The 21,863-nt window shown below is 57.4% G+C and carries 17 protein-coding genes; 4 read left to right on the top strand and 13 right to left on the bottom strand.

Going from position 1 to position 21,863, the window contains the following annotated elements:
* Positions 1–172: 172 nt before the first annotated feature.
* The 10 genes from murA to ASN_RS20435 form a co-directional block, all read right to left on the bottom strand.
* The gene (murA, locus tag ASN_RS09160; RefSeq protein WP_006559356.1) at positions 173–1,435 is read right to left on the bottom strand and encodes a UDP-N-acetylglucosamine 1-carboxyvinyltransferase; all 1,263 of its coding nucleotides are present in this window, start codon (positions 1,433–1,435) and stop codon (positions 173–175) included.
* Positions 1,436–1,444: 9 nt separating this feature from the next.
* Positions 1,445–1,999 carry a dCTP deaminase gene (dcd, locus tag ASN_RS09165; RefSeq protein WP_035377510.1) on the bottom strand — a complete coding sequence of 185 codons (555 nt, stop codon included), beginning with the start codon at positions 1,997–1,999 and terminating at the stop codon, positions 1,445–1,447.
* Positions 1,990–2,208, bottom strand: coding sequence for a hypothetical protein (locus ASN_RS09170; protein WP_058987989.1), 219 nt, complete (start codon positions 2,206–2,208; stop codon positions 1,990–1,992). The genes dcd and ASN_RS09170 overlap by 10 nt, the downstream gene beginning before the upstream one ends.
* Positions 2,209–2,344: 136 nt before the next feature.
* The gene (locus tag ASN_RS09175) at positions 2,345–4,030 is read right to left on the bottom strand and encodes a carbohydrate porin (RefSeq protein WP_058989253.1); all 1,686 of its coding nucleotides are present in this window, start codon (positions 4,028–4,030) and stop codon (positions 2,345–2,347) included.
* A gap of 488 nt (positions 4,031–4,518) precedes the next feature.
* Positions 4,519–5,370 carry a hopanoid biosynthesis-associated protein HpnK gene (gene hpnK, locus ASN_RS09185; RefSeq protein ID WP_058987991.1) on the bottom strand — a complete coding sequence of 284 codons (852 nt, stop codon included), beginning with the start codon at positions 5,368–5,370 and terminating at the stop codon, positions 4,519–4,521.
* Between the two features lie 93 nt (positions 5,371–5,463).
* The gene (hpnJ, locus tag ASN_RS09190; protein WP_006559363.1) at positions 5,464–6,888 is read right to left on the bottom strand and encodes a hopanoid biosynthesis associated radical SAM protein HpnJ; all 1,425 of its coding nucleotides are present in this window, start codon (positions 6,886–6,888) and stop codon (positions 5,464–5,466) included.
* A 93-nt stretch (positions 6,889–6,981) separates the two neighbouring features.
* Positions 6,982–8,157: a bacteriohopanetetrol glucosamine biosynthesis glycosyltransferase HpnI gene (gene hpnI, locus ASN_RS09195; RefSeq protein ID WP_058987992.1), complete on the bottom strand. Its 1,176-nt coding sequence runs from the start codon at positions 8,155–8,157 to the stop codon at positions 6,982–6,984.
* 73 nt (positions 8,158–8,230) lie between these two features.
* Positions 8,231–8,884 carry an ABC transporter substrate-binding protein gene (locus tag ASN_RS09200; RefSeq protein ID WP_058989254.1) on the bottom strand — a complete coding sequence of 218 codons (654 nt, stop codon included), beginning with the start codon at positions 8,882–8,884 and terminating at the stop codon, positions 8,231–8,233.
* A 2-nt stretch (positions 8,885–8,886) separates the two neighbouring features.
* Entirely contained in the window at positions 8,887–10,824 is a 1,938-nt protein-coding gene (dxs, locus tag ASN_RS09205; protein WP_231948506.1) for a 1-deoxy-D-xylulose-5-phosphate synthase, read from the bottom strand.
* A 14-nt stretch (positions 10,825–10,838) separates the two neighbouring features.
* Positions 10,839–10,961: a hypothetical protein gene (locus ASN_RS20435; RefSeq protein ID WP_269148856.1), complete on the bottom strand. Its 123-nt coding sequence runs from the start codon at positions 10,959–10,961 to the stop codon at positions 10,839–10,841.
* A gap of 402 nt (positions 10,962–11,363) precedes the next feature.
* On the opposite strand from ASN_RS20435, the gene hpnH reads away from it, so the two are divergent.
* Complete coding sequence (gene hpnH, locus ASN_RS09210) at positions 11,364–12,584, top strand: adenosyl-hopene transferase HpnH (protein WP_039903878.1); 1,221 nt, start codon at positions 11,364–11,366, stop codon at positions 12,582–12,584.
* A gap of 277 nt (positions 12,585–12,861) precedes the next feature.
* Entirely contained in the window at positions 12,862–14,160 is a 1,299-nt protein-coding gene (locus ASN_RS09215) for a hemolysin family protein (protein ID WP_039903896.1), read from the top strand.
* 100 nt (positions 14,161–14,260) lie between these two features.
* Here ASN_RS09215 and ASN_RS09220 read toward each other — a convergent pair whose 3' ends face one another.
* From ASN_RS09220 to ASN_RS09230, 3 genes are all read right to left on the bottom strand, one after another.
* The gene (locus tag ASN_RS09220) at positions 14,261–16,615 is read right to left on the bottom strand and encodes a TonB-dependent siderophore receptor (protein WP_058987994.1); all 2,355 of its coding nucleotides are present in this window, start codon (positions 16,613–16,615) and stop codon (positions 14,261–14,263) included.
* A gap of 214 nt (positions 16,616–16,829) precedes the next feature.
* Entirely contained in the window at positions 16,830–17,879 is a 1,050-nt protein-coding gene (locus tag ASN_RS09225; RefSeq protein ID WP_407922281.1) for an alpha-E domain-containing protein, read from the bottom strand.
* A complete protein-coding gene (locus ASN_RS09230) occupies positions 17,861–19,333 on the bottom strand; it encodes a circularly permuted type 2 ATP-grasp protein (RefSeq protein ID WP_058987995.1) in 1,473 nt (490 codons plus the stop codon). Before ASN_RS09230 ends, ASN_RS09225 begins: the two co-directional genes overlap by 19 nt.
* Before the next feature lie 313 nt (positions 19,334–19,646).
* Here ASN_RS09230 and ASN_RS09235 point away from each other — a divergent pair, with 313 nt between their 5' ends.
* Positions 19,647–20,630: a transglutaminase family protein gene (locus ASN_RS09235; RefSeq protein WP_058987996.1), complete on the top strand. Its 984-nt coding sequence runs from the start codon at positions 19,647–19,649 to the stop codon at positions 20,628–20,630.
* A 66-nt stretch (positions 20,631–20,696) separates the two neighbouring features.
* Positions 20,697–21,779: a zinc-binding metallopeptidase family protein gene (locus ASN_RS09240; protein ID WP_006558123.1), complete on the top strand. Its 1,083-nt coding sequence runs from the start codon at positions 20,697–20,699 to the stop codon at positions 21,777–21,779.
* Positions 21,780–21,863: the final 84 nt, after the last annotated feature.

Here is a 21,863-nt window from a genome sequence, read left to right on the forward strand (position 1 = left end):
TGGCACACGACACGTCATCAGGCACGCAAAGCGCCCATAGGGGCCAACCTGTATCAGGAAAATGCAGCCAGTTTTGCAAAAAAGCTGAAGGCTGAGTGGTTTTTACGTGTCTGTTTCTTATGCAGGCATGCTGAACAGGGGCCGGGCTGTAAAAAGCCCGGCCTTGAAAATGTCAGTTGCTGACACGTTCAATCTGGGCGCCACAGGCAGCCAGTTTGCGTTCCACCGCTTCATATCCGCGGTCCAGATGATAGACACGGCTTAGAATGGTTTCTCCATGGGCCGCCAGCCCCGCCAGAATCAGCGAGAAAGATGCCCGGAGGTCTGTTGCCATGACAGGTGCGCCAGAAAGGCTATGCACGCCCCGGATAATGGCGGAAGAGCCATGCACATTGATGCGTGCGCCCATACGGTTGAGTTCCGGCACATGCATGAACCGGTTTTCAAAAATGGTTTCCGTAATCATGGATGCCCCCTCCGCAACAGAAAGTAGCGCCATGAACTGGGCCTGCATGTCTGTCGGGAAGCCGGGGTAGGGTTCTGTCATGATATCAATGCCACGCAGCGCACCGGTGCGGCGCACGCGCATGGCATTTCCTTCCTGCGTTACTTCCACGCCCGCTTCTTCAAATGCGCGCACCACAGCGCCCAGATGTTCAACCTGGCCACCAATCAGGCGAAGGTCACCCCCGGTAATGGCCGCAGCGCAGGCATATGTGCCACATTCAATGCGGTCAGACATAATGCGGTGTGTGGTTCCGTGTAGGGCTTCCACACCATCAATAATAATGTGGCCTGTGCCCGCACCGGTAATCTTGGCACCCATGGCGTTCAGGCAGCTTGCCAGATCAGCCATTTCCGGCTCACGCGCCGCGTTGACAATTTCCGTGCGCCCTTTGGCCAGGGTGGCGGCCATCATCAGGTTTTCCGTTGCCCCGACCGAGGCGAATGGCAGCACGATGCGGTCACCCTTCAGGCCCTCTGGGGCGCGGGCATGGATGTAGCCGTTTTCAAGCGTGATGACAGCGCCGAGTGTTTCCAGCCCCTTGAGGTGCATATCAACGGGGCGGGTGCCAATGGCGCAGCCACCGGGGAGGGAAACACGGGCTTCCCGACAGCGGGCGAGAAGTGGGCCCAGCACAAGGATGGAGGCCCGCATTTTGGAAACAATATCGTAAGGCGCTTCCGTGCTGGTGATTTCGCCCCCTACGGAAAGGGTGGTCTTGTCACCGTTTACAGCCTCAACCGTCAGGCCGTGCTGGGTCAGCAGGGCGCACATGGTGGCAATGTCCGCAATGTGCGGCACATTGGTCAGCACCAGACGTTCAGAAGTCAGCAGGCCTGCCACAAGCAGTTTCAGGCCAGCATTCTTGGCCCCGCCAATCGTGATTTCGCCGTGAAGGGGGCGGCCACCCCGGATGATGAATCTGTCCATGGGTTCTGCTTACATGCGGGGCGTGGCAACGCCACGCTGGCCCATATATTTGCCTGCGCGGTCTGCGTAGCTGGTCTCACATGGGGTTTCACCCTTGAAGAACAGAAACTGGCAGATGCCTTCATTGGCATAAATGCGCGCAGGCAACGGGGTGGTGTTGCTGATCTCGATTGTTACCTGGCCTTCCCATTCGGGTTCCAGCGGTGTGACGTTCACAATAATACCGCAGCGGGCATAGGTGGATTTGCCAAGGCACACCACCAGCACATCCCGCGGGATGCGGAAATATTCAATGGTGTGGGCCAGCACAAAGCTGTTGGGCGGAATGATGCATTCATCTGCCTTGCGGGACACAAATCCTTCAGGGCTGAAGTTCTTGGGGTCCACAATGGCGTTGTTCACATCCGTGAAAATACGGAAATCATCCGCCACGCGCGCATCATACCCGTAGGAGGACAGACCGTAGGAGATCACGCCTTCCCGTTTCTGGCTTTCTACAAACGGTTCGATCATGCCGTGATCCTGTGCCATCTGGCGGATCCAAGTATCGGGCATCACGGGCATGTCGGGGTTTCTCCATTGGCGGGGTCTGTTGGGGATGTGGCGGGCTGAGTATCCGCTTCCTGTTCCTTCCTGCTGCGGGCCTGCTGTTTGCGGCGGCGCAGGTTGGCGCGCAACGCAGCGGCCTGCCGTGCTGCACGGTCAGCTTTTGCGTCTGCTGCGTTGGGCGTTACAGAAGGGCCGGAAGAGGGAGAAGAAGGCGTGTCAGTCATGCCAGCGTCAGAATGTTAAAGTATCCTCTGCTGCCTAGCAGAGAGGCGCTGCCATGCCTAGGTGCCGTGCGCGTCAAAGCGCGGGCGACGCCTGTATGGAACGCCTTCAGATGCATTCCATACAGGGGAATAATGGTCAGAGATTGGCGATCAGTTTCAGCCCCATGATGGAGGCATCCGGAATGTGGTGTGTCTCACCCGGATGGATCATGTACTGGAACGTGGGCTGGATCAGCACGCCGGGAAAGGCATCTATGGCGTAATAGGCCTCAATGATATGGGAATCGTTCTGCACGCCGTGCAGGGTGGAGCCCAGAGAGAGGCCTGCATCCTGCGCCAGAATCTGGCTTTCCCTCCTGCGGCGGCTGACATGATACCAGGAATACAGAATCCCCAGACGGTCTGTCAGACGGGAGGGGATGACCCCCACCAGAGAGAACCCGGCATAGGCCTGATCAGACAGATTGACCACGCGTGGGGTGACATGCACGTAACCTGCCATCAGATAGCCGCCAGCCATCATGTTACGCCCACCACGCCGATAGATCATCTGGTCTGCTTCCACCCAGAACATGTCTGACGGGGCAGACCGTTTTCCGGGAATGGTTTCGGCAACCTTCTCAGGCAGTGCGGAGGAAATCTTGTCCGCATAGCGTGTGGTGTCATGCGCATAGCCGATCACATAGTGGCCCGGCAGACGGTTGCGGGTCAGAAAGGGCTGCCATGTGAATTCGATTGGCAGAGAGAGGCCGGTGGTATTTTCTGCTCCCCACGCCCAGCCGCTGGGGTTGTCGGTCAGGGCACTGACGGAATACGCGCCCACCTGCAGCGCTGTATCGCGTGTTGGCCGCAGGCGCACCCGCGCGCCCCATGTGGCTTTGGGGTAAACGCTGAAACCCGGATTCTGCTTCAATGCAACTGGTGCGGAGCATGTGACCATGAAGGAGCACAGTAGCGGAGAGGTCGCGAACACATGGGTGAGGGACATGCGGCCGAAAATGACGTCCATGCGGTTCTGCATGAAGCGTTTTTCGGCATACAGATCCACCAGATGCGCGGCCACGTTGCCAGAAAGAGAATAGACTTCCTGCATGGCAACGTAATATTCGCCCAGCCGCCCGTTTTGCAGCGCCTTGCCTGCCCGTTCCATGACCAGTGCATGCACGGACCATCCTTTCAGATGTGCCATCCGTTCAAGGTCAAATACGCCCTGAAGGGTGAGTTCATGCACATAGCTGACCCCTTTCTCCAGCCCTCCTGTCATCACGCCCATGGCTTCTCCCTTGTAAGTGAAGGAGAATGTGAAGCCGCGGTCATGCAGCCAGTTTCTGGGGCCTGTCAGTTGTGGCACCAGATGGCCAGAGCCCGCCGTCGGTACGTAATAGGGGTCATTCATGTCCATGCGGCGGAGGGCGTCCAGCCGTGGTGGCAGCAGTCCTGATGGTCCTTCCCATGATGTCAGGGCATCCAGCTCCAGCGTGTGGGCCGCTCCCTGTTGATCCCCCGCCGGTGCGTAAGACTGCACACTCATGGTTGCGTAACCGGGGGTTGGTAGAACCGGTACGCCGCTTGGCGGAATAGGTGTGTTGGGCGGGCGCTTGATGGCAGCCGGATCAGGCCCAAGGCTGCCGGCATCCATCATGCCCGTATTCAGCGGGCGCGTGGTTGCCGTAACATTCGGGCGGACCTTGGCGCTCGGGCTGACAATGGCGTCCGTTACGGGGGCTACGGGTTTTTCCAGTGTCTGGGGGGCAGCCGCCGCTTTGTGCGGGCTCGCTCCCCAGGACACTATAAGCGCCAGGGCCAGATAGCCTGTATCCATACGGGATCTGGTGTACGACAGCGGGCGTTGCGTTTTATCGCAACGGGCTTCTGACAGTCTCATGCCTGAATTCTCGTTTTGTAGGAAAAAATGGCGATGCCTGAGGCTGAGGCGCAGGGGCCTCTAGCCGTTAACCGTGCAGGGTAAAGCCTACAGGGCTGTAACGTCCTGCACGGACGTGAACGGCTTTTCGCCATGCCGTTGTAAGGCCAAGGGCGTTCTGAGAAACAGGAGAAAACAGAAGAGTATCAGTCAAACAGCCAGCGTGATGAGAGTGCTGGCGGAACGTTGCTGCGGAAGAGGCGCTGTTTTTCATAATGCGTGGACCATTTCGTTTTTGTTTTTTGAGTGGTCAGGCAGAAGTTGAAACAGAAAGGAAAAACAGCGTCAACAATTGAGTAAGTTATAACAAGAAATATGAGCGAAAACGAAAGAAAATTACCAAAAATGTGATAATTATATCATAGCTTGCAAAGAAACCTGTCGGTTTATGAAGGGATCAGATCCCGCCATCCAGACAACACAGCATGCGAATGTTCTAACCCTGCCCGAAAGCCCGAAGAACACAGCGCTTCAAATTCCGCCTTATGCTCATAGGTGGGCATCAGCTTTTGCAGCAGGGCGTTTTTATGGGTGGCGGGGTGAAAATAGATTTCAGACATACCTTCGGGCAGATGCGCTGCAAGGGCGGCCACCCTGTCGGCGGTCATATGTCCGCTCCATGCCAGGCCGAAGCACCAGTCATTGGTTACCAGCCCTGCGGAAAGGATCTGGTGGCGGAGCAGGTTGGTCCACCGGCGGAGGGCGGCGTCTCCCAGCGTATCCGTGTAGGTGCCAGCCGCGTAAAGCGGTTCCGGGGGTTCCAGCGGTGTGCGCACAGCCCGTAGGCCATACTGCTTGCCAATATCAATCAGCAGACGGCCAACCGTGGGATGGAGATGCATGTGCTTGTGGGCGTTTGCATGGTCCAGAACCAGCCCCGTACGCCGGAAAGCCTCAAACTGGGCCGTGATCTCGGCTGCCAGTTCCTTACGGCCTTCGGGGCGGAAAAAATAATCAATCCCCAAGCCCAGTTGGGAGGAAGAGAACCAGCCATCGGGCTGGGTGACCAGTGGCAGACGGGTGTGGGGCAGAACAGAAGCCCCTTCAATCACCACCAGATGCAGCCCGACCCCAAGGTTTGGCAGGCGTTTTGCCCGTTCAACGGCATCTTCCGCAGCGGGGCCCGCCACCATCAGGCTGGCGGTAGAAAGCACACCTTCGCGGTGGGCGATCTCAATGGCCTCATTCACTTCAACCGACAGGCCGAAATCATCAGCGGAAATAATGGCGCGTTTCATGGGTAAACCCTGTCTTCCCGTCGCGGAGGGGAGAGTATGGCCAGACACAGGAGCCTGATCATACTCTCCAACCCAACAGGAAGTGGAGCGTTATCAGGCCGCGTTACGGTCGCGCAGGAAGTGGAAGAATTCCACACCTTCACGCAGGCGGCGCTTCATCATCTGCGGAGAACGAACCATTTCACTGACAATGGACGCAATCTTCGGGGCGCGGAAATAGAATTTCTTGTAGAATTCTTCCACGCTGGTGAAAATTTCCGTGTGGGATAGATGCGGATAATGCAGCGGCGCCATCTGCACGCCGTTTTCGTCAATCAGTTCCGCATTGCTTTCATCAAGCCAGCCGTTCTCGGTTGCCTGCTTGTGCAGGGCCGTGCCCGGATACGGAGCGGCCAGAGACACCTGAAGGGTGTGCGGGTTGATTTCCTTGGCGAAATTGATGGTTTCCTGAATGGTTTCCTTGGTTTCGCCCGGCAGACCCAGAATGAAGGTGCCGTGAATCTTGATTCCAAGTTCATGGCAGTTCTTGGTGAACTCACGCGCCACTTCAACGCGCATGCCCTTCTTGATGTTGTGCAGGATCTGCTGATTGCCGCTTTCATATCCTACCAGCAGCAGGCGCAGGCCGTTGTCACGCAGAACTTTCAGGGTTTCACGCGGCACATTGGCTTTGGCGTTGCAGGACCAGGTGATGCCCATCTTGCCGAGCTCACGCGCAATGGCTTCTGCACGGGGCAGGTCATCGGTGAAGGTATCATCATCAAAGAAGAATTCCTTCACCTGCGGGAAATACTGGCGTGCCAGCCGGATTTCGGCTGCCACATGCTGCGGGCTACGCGTGCGGTAGCGATGGCCACCCACCGTCTGCGGCCACAGGCAGAAGGTGCAGCGGGATTTACAGCCGCGACCAGTGTAGATGGAAATGTACGGGTGCATGAGATAGCCGATGAAGTAGTCTTCAATCCGCAGATCACGCTTGTACACCTCGGTCACGAAGGGCAGGCTGTCCATGTCTTCAATCATGGCGCGGTCACGGTTGGCGACAATCACACCATCCTTGTTGCGCCATGTAATGCCGTCCACATCCTTGAAATCGCGGCCTTCAGCAATTTCCTTGATGGTGTAATCAAATTCGTTACGAGCCACGAAGTCGATCGGGGCACCTTTCAGCAGGCTTTCTTCCGGCTGAACGGCAACTTTTGCGCCCACCATCCCGATTTTCAGGTTGGGGTTGGTATCCTTGAGCATCTGGGCCACCTGCACATCCTTCGCGAAGGAAGGGGTGGAGGTGTGCAGAACCACCAGATCGCGGTTCTTCGCGTCTTCCAGAATGGGGTCCATACCCATGCCAGCAGGCGGTGCGTCAATCAGACGGCTGCCTTCAACCATGGCGGCCGGCTGGGCGAGCCAGGTTGGATACCAGAAGGATTTGATCTCACGTCGCGCCTGATAGCGGGAACCAGCACCGCCATCAAAACCATCAAAGGTCGGAGGCTGGAGAAAAAGGGTTCTCATCATGGGTCTTATCCTGACAAGGCTGAAAGGTGTTCTGAGAAACTCAGGAAATATGGGTAGGGACTTACCGCCGAGGGAGGGGCGAGACAAGCAGTATCAGCGCTCTGCTGACAAATGCCCCGGAGACGGCGGGGGAATGGGGTGTGGCGCGACATGCATGGTCTGCCCACGCCAGTCCACACGTGTGCCACTGGCGCTGCCCACCATAATGGCCGCAGAAAGCCAGTCTCTCATGGGCAAAAGCAGCAGGGGCCACAAGGGGCGGGTGCCGACCGTCCGGTCTATGAGCAGGGCGGTCACGGCCCGTATGGCCCATACGCTGAAGAACAGCAGGCACGCCCACAGCGCATGAGGCTGGAACAGAAACACCAGAGTCGCCCAGAAAAGCGGAAGCTGGATGGAAGAGGCCGCATACCCGGCGGGGGCAAGGGTGCAGACTGTGCGGCCCCATCTGAGCTCGTGTGAAAGCAGTTCAGATGTATTGCGTTCCGCAATGGTGGTCCATGTCAGGCAATCGGCAATGGTGATGTCATAACCCCGCTGCCGCACCAGCCGACCCAGAAGGGCATCATCCGCTACGTGGGGCAGCAGGACTTCAAATCCTCCCACAGCGTCCAGCATCTCACGCTTCAGCGCCATGGTGGCGCCCAGACAGTCCTGCCGCCCCAGATAGCGGGACAGGATAACGCCGGGAAGGAAGTTGTGGTTGATCTGGCAGGCGGCCAGCATCTGCACCACGGTCGATTTGGCTGGCAGCCCGGCATACAGGGTGGTGACCAGCCCCGTGCCGGGTTTGCTCAGCGCGCTGACAATATGCCGCAGATAATCGGGGGTGACATGAATATCCGAGTCGGAAATGACCAAGATGTCATATTTCGCCTGAGGTAGAATGTTCATCAGGTTGCTGATCTTGCGGTTCATCCCATGTACGGCGGGATTAATCACAATCTGCATATCCAAATGCGGGTGGCGTTGCTGGAGACGCCTGACAATGGCAATTGCGGGGTCGTCATCGTCCCGCACACCAAAGAGAATTTGCACGGCCCCGCCAGGGTAATCCAGCGTGCAGAAACTCTCCAGCGCTTCTTCCAGTAACGGCTCGGACCCATAAAGGGGCTTGAGAACCGTTACTGGAGGGAGCGGCGTGAGCGTGACAGGCTTACGCTCCTGCGTGCGGAAACGTCGGAGCAATAGTGCGCCCGCCATGGACTGGACGCACCCGCTAACCGCCAGCACAGCGCTTGCGGCAGCCAGAAAAGGGAAAGCGGACATTACAGCTCAGCCGTCACGCGGCCCAGATATGGGCTGTCGATACATCCGCTTGGTTTCACGTCCCTCTTCCTGCTCAATCTTTAGAAAAGGTTTTAACTTTGCGTTCCAGAACGTTGATCAGGCCCGGTACGCCACCAGATGTGAGCGTGGAGCTGAAATCGGAACGCTGGGCCGCGGCCTGACTGATGCGGGATTCGCCCAGCAGCACATCAGTAATGCGCCAGCCGGAGGTGCCGTTATGCATGATGTAGCTTACGGGGGTGCCCGGCATGCTGTCGTCTGACCCGATATACGTGTTCACGACTTTATTATCACCCACAGGTGAATTTTCAATGGCCGGTTTTACGGTGAAGCGTGCACCAGAACCCGGCTTGAAGCTGGAAACATAACGGGCGATCGTGAAATCACGGAACGCGCTGAGCAGCTTCTGCTTGTCTTCCGCCGCCAGGGATTGATAGCGCAGGCCGATGGAGGCCTTCAGCACGGCGTCCAGATCATAGGCCTGATCAACCGCCGCCCCGACAATCTGGGAGCGTTCAGCAAAGCTGGCGCTTGAATTCTGAGCCTTGTCCAGTGCGGCATACAGTGTCTGCACTGGTGCGCTGACAGCACTGGCGGGAGCAGACTGAGCAACGGCTGCCGAAGCAAGAATGCTCGTTCCAGCAGCGGGGAGCAGTGCCATGCCCAGACCGAGCACAAGCCCTGCACGAAGAGAAATACGTTTCATGCTCATGATTTTGTTCCCGTTGAGCTGTTTGGCAAGTTCATTGGAAGCATGTCTCCGATGCCCAATGCGCTGAGAGCGGTTTTTGTGATGTGTGGCGCTGTAAGTCCAGCCTGCTCGTATTGAGCGTCCTGCGAATTATGGTCGATGAAGATATCGGGCAGGGCGAGGGGGCGGAAACGGACGTTATCAAGCAACCCGGTGCGGGCCAGATGATGGCCGACCTGCGTACCGAATCCGCCAATCGAGCCTTCTTCCAGCGTGATCAGCACGGCATGGTTGCGGGCCAGGTTTTCCACCAGCTCCACATCAATCGGCTTGGCAAAGCGCGCATCGGCCACCGTGGGCGGCAAGCCATGGGCGGCCAGCATGTCCGCAGCCTTCAGGGCTTCAGCCAGACGCGGGCCCAGCGAGAGAATGGCAATGCCGCCTTTCTCGCCGCCGGCCTGACGGCCCATCTCCCGGATGATCCGGCCCTTGCCGATCTCCAGAACCTGTCCTTCGGCGGGCAGATCAAGGCCCAGACCGCCACCACGCGGGTAGCGCAGACCAATCGGGCCTTCATCGAATTCGGTGGCGGTGGCCGTCATGTGCAGCAGTTCCACCTCATCTGAGGGGGCCATCAGCGTCATGCCCGGCAGGCAGCCCAGATAGGCGAGGTCAAACGCGCCCGCATGGGTGGCGCCATCCGCGCCCACCAGACCGGCACGATCAATGGCGAAGCGCACAGGCAGCTTCTGCAGCACCACGTCATGCATCACCTGATCATAGGCGCGCTGCAGGAAGGTGGAGTAGATGGCGCAGAACGGCCGCAGCCCTTCCGTGGCCATGCCAGCGGCAAAGGTCACGGCATGCTGTTCGGCAATGCCCACGTCAAAAAAGCGGTCAGGGTAGGATTTGGCGAATGCATCCAGCCCCGTGCCAGACGGCATGGCGGCGGTGACAGCGGTGATCCGGTCATCCGTGGCGGCGCGGCGCACCAGTTCACGGGCAAAGACGGAGGTGTAGGAGGGCGGGCCGGACGGGCCTTTCTTCTGCTCGCCGGTGACCACGTTGAACTTGGCCACAGCGTGATACTTGTCTCCTGCCTTTTCAGCCGGGCGGTAGCCGTGGCCTTTTTCGGTGATGACATGCAGCAGGATAGGGCCGTTATCCGTATCGCGCAGGTTGCGCAGGATGGCCACCAGTTGCGGCAGGTCATGCCCGTCCACGGGGCCGACGTAATAGAAGCCCAGTTCCTCGAACAGGGTGCCGCCGGTGATCATGCCGCGGGCATATTCATCGGCCTTGCGGGCTGTGCGTTCCACCGGGGCGGGCAGTTTCTTCACCACTTTTCCGGCCAGTTCGCGCAGGCCCATGAACTTGCGCGAGGACATCAGGCGGGAGAGGTAGTTGGACATCGCGCCCACGGGCGGGGCGATGGACATCTCGTTATCGTTGAGGATGACGATCAGCCGTTCCGCACCGGGACCGGCCACGGCGGCGTTGTTCATGGCCTCGTAGGCCATGCCGGCGGAAATGGAGCCATCGCCGATCACGGCGATCACGCTGCGTTCGCGGTAGGACGGGTCTTCCTCGGCGCGCAGGTGATGGGCTACGGCCATGCCCAGCCCGGCGGAGATGGAGGTGGAGGAGTGGGCTGCGCCAAACGGGTCGTAGGTGCTTTCAGACCGGCGGGTAAAGCCGGAGAGGCCACCGGGCTGGCGCAGGGTGCGGATGCGGTCACGCCGGCCGGTGAGGATCTTGTGCGGGTAGGCCTGATGGCCCACATCCCAGATCACCTTGTCTTCAGGCGTGTCGAACACGGCATGCAGGGCCACGGTCAGTTCCACAACCCCCAGAGACGCCCCCAGATGCCCGCCGGTGGTGGAGACGGCATCAATCGTCTCGGCGCGCAGTTCATCGGCAACCTGCTTGAGCTGCTCAACCGAGAAGTTCCGCATGTCAGACGGATACGTCACACGGTCCAGCGCAGGAAAACGGCCCAGCGTCGGAATGGTCGCACCGCCAGTGGCAAGGGGGCGGAAGAATGCGATGTCACGGCAGAAAGCGCCGGTTTCTTGTCAGGAGAACTGTCCATGCGATCGTTTCCATCTTCTTGCTTGCGGCAAGCAGAATGCCGTCCTGAGTCGTGGTCGGAACTTGCTGCCCTTTGCGTGTCTTACGTCGCGCAAAATGTCTAGCGGACACTGCGATCCGCCATTTTGGTTTAATGTTTCTCGCCTGAACGCAAGGCTTCCTAAAAAACTAACTTGTGAATGTGTCTTTTTTGTCACATGATTTGAAAAAGGCTTGAGCTTGACAAATGGGCCGACCTATATGCAGGCCAACAGAACCTACGTGGCTGTGCCCGCCGTCCTGAACGGCTGCCGTAAGGCAAGCGGGCTAGACCGGTGCTTGGCAGGGCCACGTTTTTTGACACGTTACTAGTCTCATCCAGTTTATGATGCGGGCGTAAGAGAAGCGCCGGAAGCGGGGGTTTATGGCCGTACCGATAATGCAGGCCGTCAGGGTCGGCAAATATGTCGTCACACAGCATCTCAAGAAGCGTAAGCGCTACCCGCTGGTGCTGATGCTTGAGCCGCTTTTCCGCTGCAATCTGGCATGCGCCGGGTGTGGCAAGATTGATTACCCGGCGGCTATCCTGAACCAGCGCATGACGCTGCAGGAATGTCTGGATGCGGATGCGGAAGCAGGCGCACCGGTTATTGCCGTGGCAGGGGGCGAGCCGCTGCTGCACAAGGAAATGCCGGAAATTATCCGGGGTCTGATCGCCCGGAAAAAATATGTCTATCTGTGCACGAACGCCCTGCTGCTTGAAAAGAAGATGGATGAGTACGAACCCTCACCCTTCTTCTCGTGGGACGTGCATCTGGATGGTGACAAGTCCATGCACGATTCCTCCGTCTGTCAGGACGGGGTGTATGAACGCGCGGTAGCCGCTATCAAGAAGGCCAAGGCCCGCGGGTTCCGTCTGTCCATCAACTGCACCCTGTTTGATGGCGCAGACCCCAAGCGTGTGGCCTCCTTCTTTGATGAAGTGATGGCCATGGGCGTGGACGGAATCATGACCGCTCCGGGCTATGCGTATGAACGTGCGCCGGATCAGGAACACTTCCTGAACCGTCAGAAGACCAAGCAGCTGTTCCGTGACATCTTCCGTCTGGGTAAAGGCAAGAAGTGGCGGTTTACGCAGTCTCCGCTGTTCCTGAACTTCCTGGCCGGGAATGAGCAGTACCACTGCACGCCGTGGGGCAAGCCCCTGCGTAACGTGTTTGGCTGGCAGCGCCCGTGCTACCTGCTGGGTGAAGGCTATGCCAAGTCTTTCAAGGAACTGATGGAAGACACCAAGTGGGACGATTACGGCACCGGTAACTATGAAAAATGCGCCGACTGCATGGTGCACTCCGGTTACGAATCGACCGCTGTGATGGATGCCGTTCGTCGGCCCTGGCACATTGCCAAGGTTGCCCTGTTCGGACCGGAAACAGAAAAGCCGATGGCTCCGGAAATCTCTTTGGCCAACCAGCGCCCGGCCCAGTACGTGTTCTCCAAACAGGTTGAAGAGCAGATGGCGGAAATTGCGGCCCGCAAGCCCGCAAAAGCCCCGCGTGTGAAGGTTATTCGCACGGAAGCCAAAACCGATGCGCCTGCCCCGGCTAAAACGGACGCGGCACCGGTTGAAGCAACTGCGGCTGACTGATTTCGGGTTTTCCGACTCCATGAGGAGAAAGGGCGGTTCGGTAACGGACCGCCCTTTCTTTTTGTCCGTAGGGTGAAAAAGGACCAGATCAGGTTGTTTTATCGGTCTGCCAGATATACAGATCCCGCATAAGAAGATCAGCGCGTCTTGGCCTGCGTATAGGCGCAGTGCAGGTCAATGATGTCAGTCCTGTTTCTTGTTTGGTGAACTGGTTTCTCGGCGCAGCTTCCCCTATCGTGCGTTTCAGACATTCCGTCACGCAGGGCTTCTGTTTTTCATGACTGTTTCCATACTTGTCATTTTCCTCCTGATTTTCCTGAACGCAGTGTTTGCTATGGGGGAACTGGCGCTTATTTCTGTCAGAACACCGCGTCTTGCCATTCTCCGTGAGCAGGGCCTGCGGGGGGCGGATCGCGCCATGCGGCTGGCTGAAGATCCGCAGATCTTTCTGCCTACCGTGCAGATTGGCATGACCTTGGTGTCCATTCTGGAAGGCACATTCGGTGGTGTGCAGGTGGAAGCCCATCTGACTCCTCTGCTTGAAAAAATTGACGTCATCCGCCCCATAGCCGGTCAGGTTTCCATGGTGCTGGTGGTGTTGATCATCACAGCCCTCATGCTGGTTCTGGGTGAGCTTGTGCCAAAGCAGCTCGCCTTGCGGGAACCCGAGATCATGGCGGCGCGTCTGGCCCTGCCGCTGGAAATGCTGGCCTACGCCACCCGCCCCGTTGTGGGGCTGTTGCGGCAGTCTTCCAATCTGGTGCTCAAGCTGATGGGGGCGTCAGATGCTGTCAGCCAGACGCTGACAGAAGAAGAACTCAAGGCCTATATCGCTGAAGGTGCCAGAACCGGTGTGCTGGAACATGAAGAGCGCACCATGATTGAGCGCCTTCTGCGTCTGGCGGACCGCCCTGTGCGCGCGATCATGACCCCCCGTAATGAGCTGTACTGGATTGATCGCCATGCGGGGCGTGAGGCGCTGATCAAGGCGCTGAAACAGACAACCTATGCGCGGCTGGTGGTGTGTGAAGGCGGCGTGGATAATCCCGTGGGTGTGGTGTTGGCCAAGGATATGCTGGACCGCACGCTTGATGGCATGCCTGTTTCAATAGAAGCCGGGTTGCGCCAGATGGTTGTGGTGCCAGACAGCATTTCTGCCTTTGATATGCTTGAACGCATGCGCAGCATACCTTTGGGCATTGCTTTCGTATTTGATGAATACGGGTCTTTTGAGGGAATAGTTACGGCCTCGGACCTGTTTGACGCCATTGTTGGGGAAGGCGTGCATGAAACCCAACAGGCAACGCATACGGCGCATGAGGCGACGCAGGACGATGTGCTGCTGCTTGATGGCACGGATTCAGCTGATGAAGTAAAAGACCGGCTGGGTCTGCGTAGCCTGCCAGATGAAGGCAGTTACCATACGCTCGGTGGTCTGCTGCTGGCTCTTCTGCGGCGCGTGCCAGCGGTAGGCGACAAGGTGGCCTATTCCGGCTGGTTGTTTGAAGTGGTGGATATGGAGGGGCGTCGTGTCTCCCGTGTTCGGGCCAGCCGTCAGGTGTTGGCTGAAAACTAGAAGACAGTCACTATTTCAGATGGCTGTGGCCTGCCCCACGTGAGAGACCTTTCATAAAGTCTCTCGGTGGAGGCAGGCTTTTCTGTTTTTGGTAAAAGGCTCAGAACTCGGCTGACAGCGTAAAGTGGTACACACGCGGCAAGCCAGCATACAAGGTAGAGGCAGCGCCCGATGTGCCACTCGGTGCGCCGGTGAATACGGAGGCCCAGTAGCGTTCGTTCGTGACGTTGCTTACCCCGAAGCGCACAACCCACGGGAACTTTGCTGCGCGGAAGGCATAACGTGTTCCAAGCTCCAGCGTGGTGTAGGATCCCGTGTGAAGCGTGTTGGTGACGTTGGCGGCGCGGTTGCCCATATAATGAACATTGGCGTTGAAGGCCCAGCCGGAGGCAAAGGAGCCAAAGGACGCTGGCAGGCGGTAATCGAGCAGCATGTTGGCCTGCAAGGGCGCCGCACCAACAATTTCCTTGTTGTTGAGGGCAGGGGAGGCTGCATGAACCAGTTCAGCATCCAGCCAGGTCATGCCAGCAAGAACGGACAGATTAGGCAGAACTTCGCCTGAAATCTGGGCTTCCACACCATAGTTCCGCTGCGTCCCGCCATATTGGTATGTCTGGCAGTTGCTCGCGGCGGCGCAGCCTGTTCCGTTGGCCGCTGCAACATACATGGCGTAAGGAGAGGTCATCCGGAAACCGGCAACGTTAAACTGCATTTTCTTGTAACGCAGTTTGTATCCCACTTCATATTCTTCAGAATGCGCAATGGGCAGCGCCATGTTGGTGTTGGTGTAGCTTGCGTTATTGGGTGTGACAGGCCCAGCCTCAACTGACCGACCATATGTGAAGTAGATGGTCTGGTTGTCCGTGGGTTTATACATCAGGCTGGTGGTCGGGCTGAACGCAGCAGATGTCTGGAACGTGTCTCTCAAAGGGCTTTTGGCGTTGAGGGCGCTTTGCTGGTCAATCCAGCTCCAGGCCAATGTCCCCATAATGGACCAGTGTTTATTCAGGGTGATCGTATCCCCAATGATAAAGGACTGGCTGGTGACACTGCTGGATTTATAGCGGCCGTGATAATAAGGCTGCGTGCCGCCGGACGGGGATGCCCCGTAGAGATTGTGTATTCCCAGATTCTGCGCGGCTGTGGTGGCGCCTGTGGGGTTGTAATTCCCCATCATGTACCCGTTGGTGCCGATCACCAGATCATGCTTGACTGGCCCGGTGTAAACACGGCCGTTGAAATACGCCATGTTACTGCCGACGCGAAAATCATTCGCGGTGGTGGTTGCCGTTGCGCGGGAGCTGAACCATCCGTCACTACCCCGCAGGCCGGAACAGGTCGTGCCGCCATCACACAAGGTATCGGCAACGCCAAAAGCCTGCCGGGCGGCGTCCTGATACAATCCTCCCAGCGTAAAGCTCCAGTCTTTGTTGATCTGGTGCCTGATCTTGGCCAGGAACGTATTGGTTTCCATATTGTAGCCGCTCCATTCAGGAGCAAGGCGGCGACCCAGATCGGGTGCTTCGGGGAGCTTGTTTCCCCCGACACCGGTCGCCAGAATACCAAAGCCCGGGGCTGAACCGCGTTGGTCGTACGTGTAATGGCTGGCGTCGATTTCTATAACTGTCTTGTCATCAATATGGAAATCAAAATCACCGCTTACCATTTCGCGGCGCATTGAACTGCCCTGCGTATAGGCCGTGCCATCCGCATGCAGCATGTTCAGGCGATATCCAAACCACCCATTCCGGCCCAGCCGACCGGAAATGTCGCCATTTACCGTAGGGGTGCCAATGGAATCCACACCAACGGAAAGGCGTTCAGTGCGGCGGTCCGTTGGGCGCTTGAGAGTGTATTCAAACACACCTGCCGGGTTCTGAGGCCCATACATTGCCCCGGCAAGACCATTGAGAACCTGCAGGTTATCAACCCATTCAGCAGGGTAGGGGGTGGTGGAAACCACATTCAGCCCGTCCAGGCGGGAGTTTGCAACCACATCGGATTCAAACCCACGGGACTGCGGGCGTGATGTGTTGGGGTCTCCGCGGATTTCCAACTGCACGGAAGGCAGATACTGCGCCATGTCATTCAGGTTGCGGATCTGCTGGTTGACCACAACGTCATGGGTAACCCCCATGACGGAATAAGGTGTATCCAGCGTATCCCGATTCCCCAGCGGCCCAAGATAGACAATCTTGTTCATATATTTGGCACCCGTACCATCTGCGGCGTGGTGGCCATGAACATTTACTGTTTCGCCGTTGGAACCATCAAGTATCCCGGCAATAGGCGTGCGATTGGGGGTGGTTTTTTCAGTGGCAGAGGAAGAGGTTTTGGTAACCGTCGGTTTGCCAGTTGCGCGATGCTGTGCGGGGGTGGCGGCAAGTGCTGATGTGGTCAGCAGAAAAGCGCTCAACGTTCCTGTGGCGAAAGCGGTCTGAAAACGATCGGGCATGAATCAAGCGGGTCCGGCAAATGAAGGAAAATGGGAGACACGCTTCTTCTGCCGGGCCCGAGGGGGCATTGTCCATATTTGCAGGGATATAAATCTGTATAGGGTGAAATATAATCGTGCAGTGATGCCAGAATAATACAGTTACACCTCTCTTTCCCTTATGAATGGGAGGAAAAGAGGCTGTTTTGCGTATCAATCAGCTATCGGCGCTGCCTCATGCCTGCATCTGTGTTTCCGATGCGCAGGGTTTTTCAGGCATTGCAGGCCAGAAGGCTTCCGCGATGTCTGCCTGAAGCAGGGAAAGCTGGCCTTGTATCCACGTCATGTACTCATGCAGACCCCGGATGATGATGTCATCGGCCGTCTGATCCAGCAGGGTTACGCGGAGTTCGGCCACACGTTCCTGAAGAGGGCTGCATCGTCTCCGCAGGCTTCTATGGCCAGCCAGAGCCGCCAGTGTTGAATCCAGTTGACTGAGGTTGATGGCCAGAGAGCGCGGAAATCCTTCATTTTTCAGCAGAAAGCTCACCACGTTTGCGGGTGTTGTGGTTACGGGCTGCAAGCGCCGGAAGGCATGATAGGCCGCCGCAGACCGAAGAACAGACGCCCATTGGGTGATATCAATGTCCGACCCTATTTTTTCCTCTTGTGGAAGCAGGGTGTGATAACGGATATCAATCAAGCGCGTGATCTGGTCACTCCGTTCCAGATGTTTGCCCAAGAGGTAGAACAGCCACGCCTGATCTCGGTAGAGGGTGCCCTCCGTAATGCCGAAGTGGGTCTGACATTCCTGCTTCAGCCGGTTGCAGATACTGGAGAGGCTATTCAGACGGATATCTGAGAATTCAAGATCTTGAACCCAGCGTGTAAAAATATTGAGCTGCATCCACATCTCGGTGGAAATCAGCGGGCGCACGGCGCGAGCGTTTTCCCGGACGGAATGTGCCATGGCCTTGATGGAATTGGGGTTGGCGCGCTCCGTCACGTAAAAGACAAGAACGTCCTCTTCCGTGGCGCTGTCATGCAGGCTGAAAAAACGGTCTTCGTCCGAATTCAACTGGATGATGGAATCCCAGCCGGTGTGGCCATCCGGTCCACGCACAAAGGCTTCTGTAACTTCCAGAAGACGAGCTAGGTTTTCAATACGCTCCATGTAGCGTGCCAGCCACATCATGCTTTCCGCATAGCGTGAAAGAAGATGATTCAGGCCCGGCAGAACGGAGGAAAGACCAAAGGCAATTTGTGTCATGATGCCAGCACCCATGTATCTTTGGAGCCACCCCCCTGAGAGGAATTGACCACAAGTGATCCCTTGCGCAACGCTACGCGGGAAAGCCCTCCGGGCAGAACCCAGGTGGAGCGTCCTGTCAGCGCAAAGGGGCGCAGATCAACATGGCGGGCTTCCACGCCATCCTCGCACAAGGTGGGGGAGACAGAGAGATTGATCACCGGCTGGCTGATGTAATTTGTGGGGTTTTCCAGCAACCGGTTGCGAAAATCTTCAAGTTCTGCCGCGCTGGCCTGCGGGCCGATCAGCAGGCCATACCCGCCGGACTCTCCCACGGGTTTGATCACCAGCTTGTTCATGTTGGCGAGCGTATAGGCCAGCCCTTCCGGTTCAGCGCAGATGTGCGTTTGCACGCTGTCCAGAATAGGGTCTTCGTTCAGATAATAACGGATGATGCGGGGCATGTAGGCATAAACGGCCTTGTCATCGGCAACGCCGGTCCCCAGCGCATTGGCAATGGTGACATTACCGCGCCTGTAAGCCTCCACCAGGCCCGGCACACCCAGCAGGCTTTCCGGGTTGAAAGCCAGAGGGTCGAGAAATTCATCATTCAGGCGGCGGTAAATGGAGTGAACAGGCCGAAGCCCAACAACCGTGCGCATGTAAACACGGTGGTTTTCCACCACCAGATCTTTCCCTTCCACCAAGGGAACGCCCATTTCACGGGCCAGAAAGACGTGTTCAAAATAGGCTGAATTATAAATACCCGGAGAAAGCAGAACCACCTGTGGATCACTCACCCCCTCCGGGGCTACGTCACACAGGCTCTGGTGCAGGCGCAGGCCATATTCCTCCACAGACCGCAGCGGAAGGCCGGAGGCAAGATCCGGCATGAGGCGCAGCATCATATGCCGGTTTTCAATCACGTAGGACACGCCAGACGGGGTGCGGGCGTTATCTTCCAGCACCAGAAAGCGCCCTTCCTGATCGCGGATCAAATCTGTGCCGTTGATATGCACATATACGCCACCCGGCACGTCTATCCCCACCATGGCGGAACAGTAATTGGGGTTTTTAAGCACAAGATCCGCCGGGATGATCCCATCACGCAGAATGGCCTGATCATGATAGATATCATGCAGGAACAGATTGATGGCTTTGACACGCTGTTGCACGCCACGTTCTACATGGTCCCATTCCTGTGCCGTCAGCACGCGGGGGATCACATCAAAGGGCAGAATGCGGTCTATGGCTTCCTTGTCTGAATAGACGGTAAAGGTAATGCCAAGGCGGTAAAGCTGCGCTTCAACTGCTGCGGCCCGGTGCCGCAGTTCCGCCAGATCAAATTTGGCCAGCCGGTTGTAGATACGGGTGAGGTCAGGCGGCGGCGTATCCTTGCGGTTGAGGAGTTCGCAGAAAAAATCCGGAACGGAATAATCCGCAAAAATGCCAGCTTTCTGAGCGGGTGCATGTGTTAGCGAGTCAGTCATCCCCTGCCTCCCGATCCTGTTTCTGGCAGGTGGCTTGTGTGGAAGAGAGACCACGCAGGCTGCACGCCAGTTCATTACGATTAATTACTAACGGAGCAAGAATTCACGGCTTTGCCAAGTCGCAAAACCCATATTTGTTGTTTTTTCGAATCAGATGATTGCAGGCTGTTGCTGTCCTGAATAATCCTGTTACCGTAATGGGCTTCATGCTTTTCCGGTTCCCCGTCCCAGAGCAAGGAGGCAGGAGCGGAAGAAAAGCAGAGATCAGCGTGTGCAGAGGACTTTCAGACCAGACATCATGAGTTCACATGTCATGCTGAGTCATCACACCCGGTATCAGTATGATCGCCCGGTATGTCTCGGCCCACAAACCATTCGTCTGCGCCCGGTGGCCACGGCAAAAACGCCTGTGCGATCCTATACGCTCCGCATCGGCCCACCGTGTAAACAGCAGACATGGCAACGAGATGCATACGGAAATGATGTTGCATGCGTGACGTTTGCGGAACGTGTGACCCATTTTGATATCAGCGTGCAGATGGAAGCGGATATCAGCCCTCAAAATCCGTTTGATTTCGTGCTCCGCCCGGATGTGACGCGCTGGGTTCCGCCTTCCTGGCGTGTGCAGTCAGCCCCAGCCATGGCAGGGCAGAGGCAATGTGTTGTGGCAGACCCACATGGCAGTCTGGCGCAGTCTCAATCTCAGTGGTCTGTCCCGCACCAACCTTTTTATGGCGCGGCGCAGGAGTATGCGGCCCTTGCGCCTTACCGGCAGGCATCCGTACCGGGGCCACGCCAGCTGGCGTTTCTACAGGACTGGGTGCAGAAAGCGCCGGTTGAGACGCTGGAAATGCTGGTTGGGCTTAATCGGGCTGTTGCGGCGCATGTCGGTTATCAGGTCCGGCTTGAACCCGGAGTCTGGACACCGGAAGAAACTCTAGCGCAGGCCAGTGGCTCCTGCCGGGACAGTGCATGGCTGCTGATTGCCCTGTTGCGCAATCTGGGGTTCGCGGCGCGCTTTGTGTCCGGCTATCTCATTCAGGCTACCCGCAACGGGGAAGGTGAGGAAATTCTTACCTGCGATCTGCATGCCTGGGCCGAGGCATTTTTGCCCGGTGCCGGCTGGATTGGGTTTGATACCACGTCTGGCCTGTTGACGGCGCAGGGTCATGTGCCTCTGGCGGCAACGCCTTCACCCGAGCATGCTGCGCCGGTATCCGGCCTGCTTGATCACTGTCAGGCTGTTTTTGATGTCTCCATGCAGGCGCAGCGGCTGTATGGGCAGGTCGAGGTCTGAAGCCTCAGTGTAAACACTGTTGAAATATGTTGCTCTTTTCCATGCAGGCGCAGAGAGTACTGTCTTATGAGGCTTTTTACCTGCCAGTCCTGCCAACAGATTGTCTTTTTTGAAAATACAGTTTGTGAGGGGTGCCACCATACGCTGGGCTATCTGCCCGGTCTGTTCACGCTTACAGCACTGGACCGGCTGGATAACGGATTGTGGCGTCCGCTGGCGCGGCAGGTGCGCAAGGCCGAACTGGCTTTTTGCGCCAATCATGCGCATGGGGTGTGCAACTGGTTGACGGCGGCCCCCCAGACGCATCAGGCCAGCTTCTGCGTTGCCTGTCAGTTCAACCGCATTATTCCCAATCTGGAAAAGGCGGAAAATCTGGAGCGCTGGCGTAAGCTGGAGGTCGCCAAACACCGGCTGTTCTATACGTTGCTGCGCCTCAAGCTTCCCATGAAGACCCGGCGGGAGGATCCGCAGAACGGACTGGCGTTTGATTTTCTGGATGACCCGCCTGATGGGGCGGACAATGTGATGACCGGCCATAGTAACGGCGTCATCACCATTGCCCTGAAAGAAGCGGATGATGACCAGCGCGAGCGTATGCGTGTGGAAATGGGGGAGTATTACCGCACGCTGCTAGGGCACTTCCGGCATGAAAGCGGACATTACTACTGGAATCTGCTGGTGCGCGATGGTGGTCGGCTGGATTCGTGTCGCGCCGTGTTTGGAGATGACCGGGAGGATTATCAGGAAGCCCTCCTGCGGCATTACCATCGTCCTCCGCCGGAGGGATGGCGGGAGCAGCATGTCAGCCTGTATGCGACCTCTCATCCCTGGGAGGATTTTGCTGAGACATGGGCGCACTACCTGCATATTGTCTCCACGCTTGAAACCGCATGGGCTTATGGCGTGACCATCAGTCCGGGTGTTGCCGGAGGGCAGGCATCCTGGCCCGACAAGCGCGGCAATCCTTACACGGATGCCTCATTTGAAGACATCATTCAGTCCTGGCTTCCTTTGACCTATGCCGTCAACAGCCTGAATCGCTCAATGGGGCTGCCGGATTTCTACCCGTTTGTGCTGACGGATGGCGTGGTGAGAAAGCTCTCTTACATCCATACTCTTATAAGAGAAGTGCAGGCCCTTCGCTCCTGAAGTCTGGATGCAAAACCGCGCTGGCTGGTCAGCCTGCGCGGTAAGCGAGATGATGGGGAGAGCGGGGCAAAGGCTGTGGCAAGG

Origin of the sequence: Acetobacter senegalensis (genome assembly GCF_001499615.1) — a bacterium.
Lineage (GTDB): Bacteria > Pseudomonadota > Alphaproteobacteria > Acetobacterales > Acetobacteraceae > Acetobacter > Acetobacter senegalensis.

Excerpts from the sequence above, each read along its gene's own strand:
- hpnK (WP_058987991.1), bottom strand. The coding sequence starts at position 5,370 with ATGAAACGCGCCATTATTTCCGCTGATGATTTCGGCCTGTCGGTTGAA.
- ASN_RS09200 (WP_058989254.1), bottom strand. The coding sequence starts at position 8,884 with ATGAAACGTATTTCTCTTCGTGCAGGGCTTGTGCTCGGTCTGGGCATG.
- ASN_RS09170 (WP_058987989.1), bottom strand. The coding sequence starts at position 2,208 with ATGACTGACACGCCTTCTTCTCCCTCTTCCGGCCCTTCTGTAACGCCC.
- hpnJ (WP_006559363.1), bottom strand. The coding sequence starts at position 6,888 with ATGATGAGAACCCTTTTTCTCCAGCCTCCGACCTTTGATGGTTTTGAT.
- ASN_RS09225 (WP_407922281.1), bottom strand. The coding sequence starts at position 17,879 with ATGGGTGCTGGCATCATGACACAAATTGCCTTTGGTCTTTCCTCCGTT.
- ASN_RS09220 (WP_058987994.1), bottom strand. The coding sequence starts at position 16,615 with ATGCCCGATCGTTTTCAGACCGCTTTCGCCACAGGAACGTTGAGCGCT.
- ASN_RS09215 (WP_039903896.1), top strand. The coding sequence starts at position 12,862 with ATGACTGTTTCCATACTTGTCATTTTCCTCCTGATTTTCCTGAACGCA.
- murA (WP_006559356.1), bottom strand. The coding sequence starts at position 1,435 with ATGGACAGATTCATCATCCGGGGTGGCCGCCCCCTTCACGGCGAAATC.
- ASN_RS09240 (WP_006558123.1), top strand. The coding sequence starts at position 20,697 with ATGAGGCTTTTTACCTGCCAGTCCTGCCAACAGATTGTCTTTTTTGAA.
- hpnH (WP_039903878.1), top strand. The coding sequence starts at position 11,364 with ATGGCCGTACCGATAATGCAGGCCGTCAGGGTCGGCAAATATGTCGTC.
- ASN_RS09175 (WP_058989253.1), bottom strand. The coding sequence starts at position 4,030 with ATGGATACAGGCTATCTGGCCCTGGCGCTTATAGTGTCCTGGGGAGCG.
- ASN_RS09235 (WP_058987996.1), top strand. The coding sequence starts at position 19,647 with ATGCTGAGTCATCACACCCGGTATCAGTATGATCGCCCGGTATGTCTC.
- ASN_RS09230 (WP_058987995.1), bottom strand. The coding sequence starts at position 19,333 with ATGACTGACTCGCTAACACATGCACCCGCTCAGAAAGCTGGCATTTTT.
- dcd (WP_035377510.1), bottom strand. The coding sequence starts at position 1,999 with ATGCCCGTGATGCCCGATACTTGGATCCGCCAGATGGCACAGGATCAC.
- ASN_RS20435 (WP_269148856.1), bottom strand. The coding sequence starts at position 10,961 with ATGGACAGTTCTCCTGACAAGAAACCGGCGCTTTCTGCCGTGACATCG.
- dxs (WP_231948506.1), bottom strand. The coding sequence starts at position 10,824 with ATGCGGAACTTCTCGGTTGAGCAGCTCAAGCAGGTTGCCGATGAACTG.
- hpnI (WP_058987992.1), bottom strand. The coding sequence starts at position 8,157 with ATGTCCGCTTTCCCTTTTCTGGCTGCCGCAAGCGCTGTGCTGGCGGTT.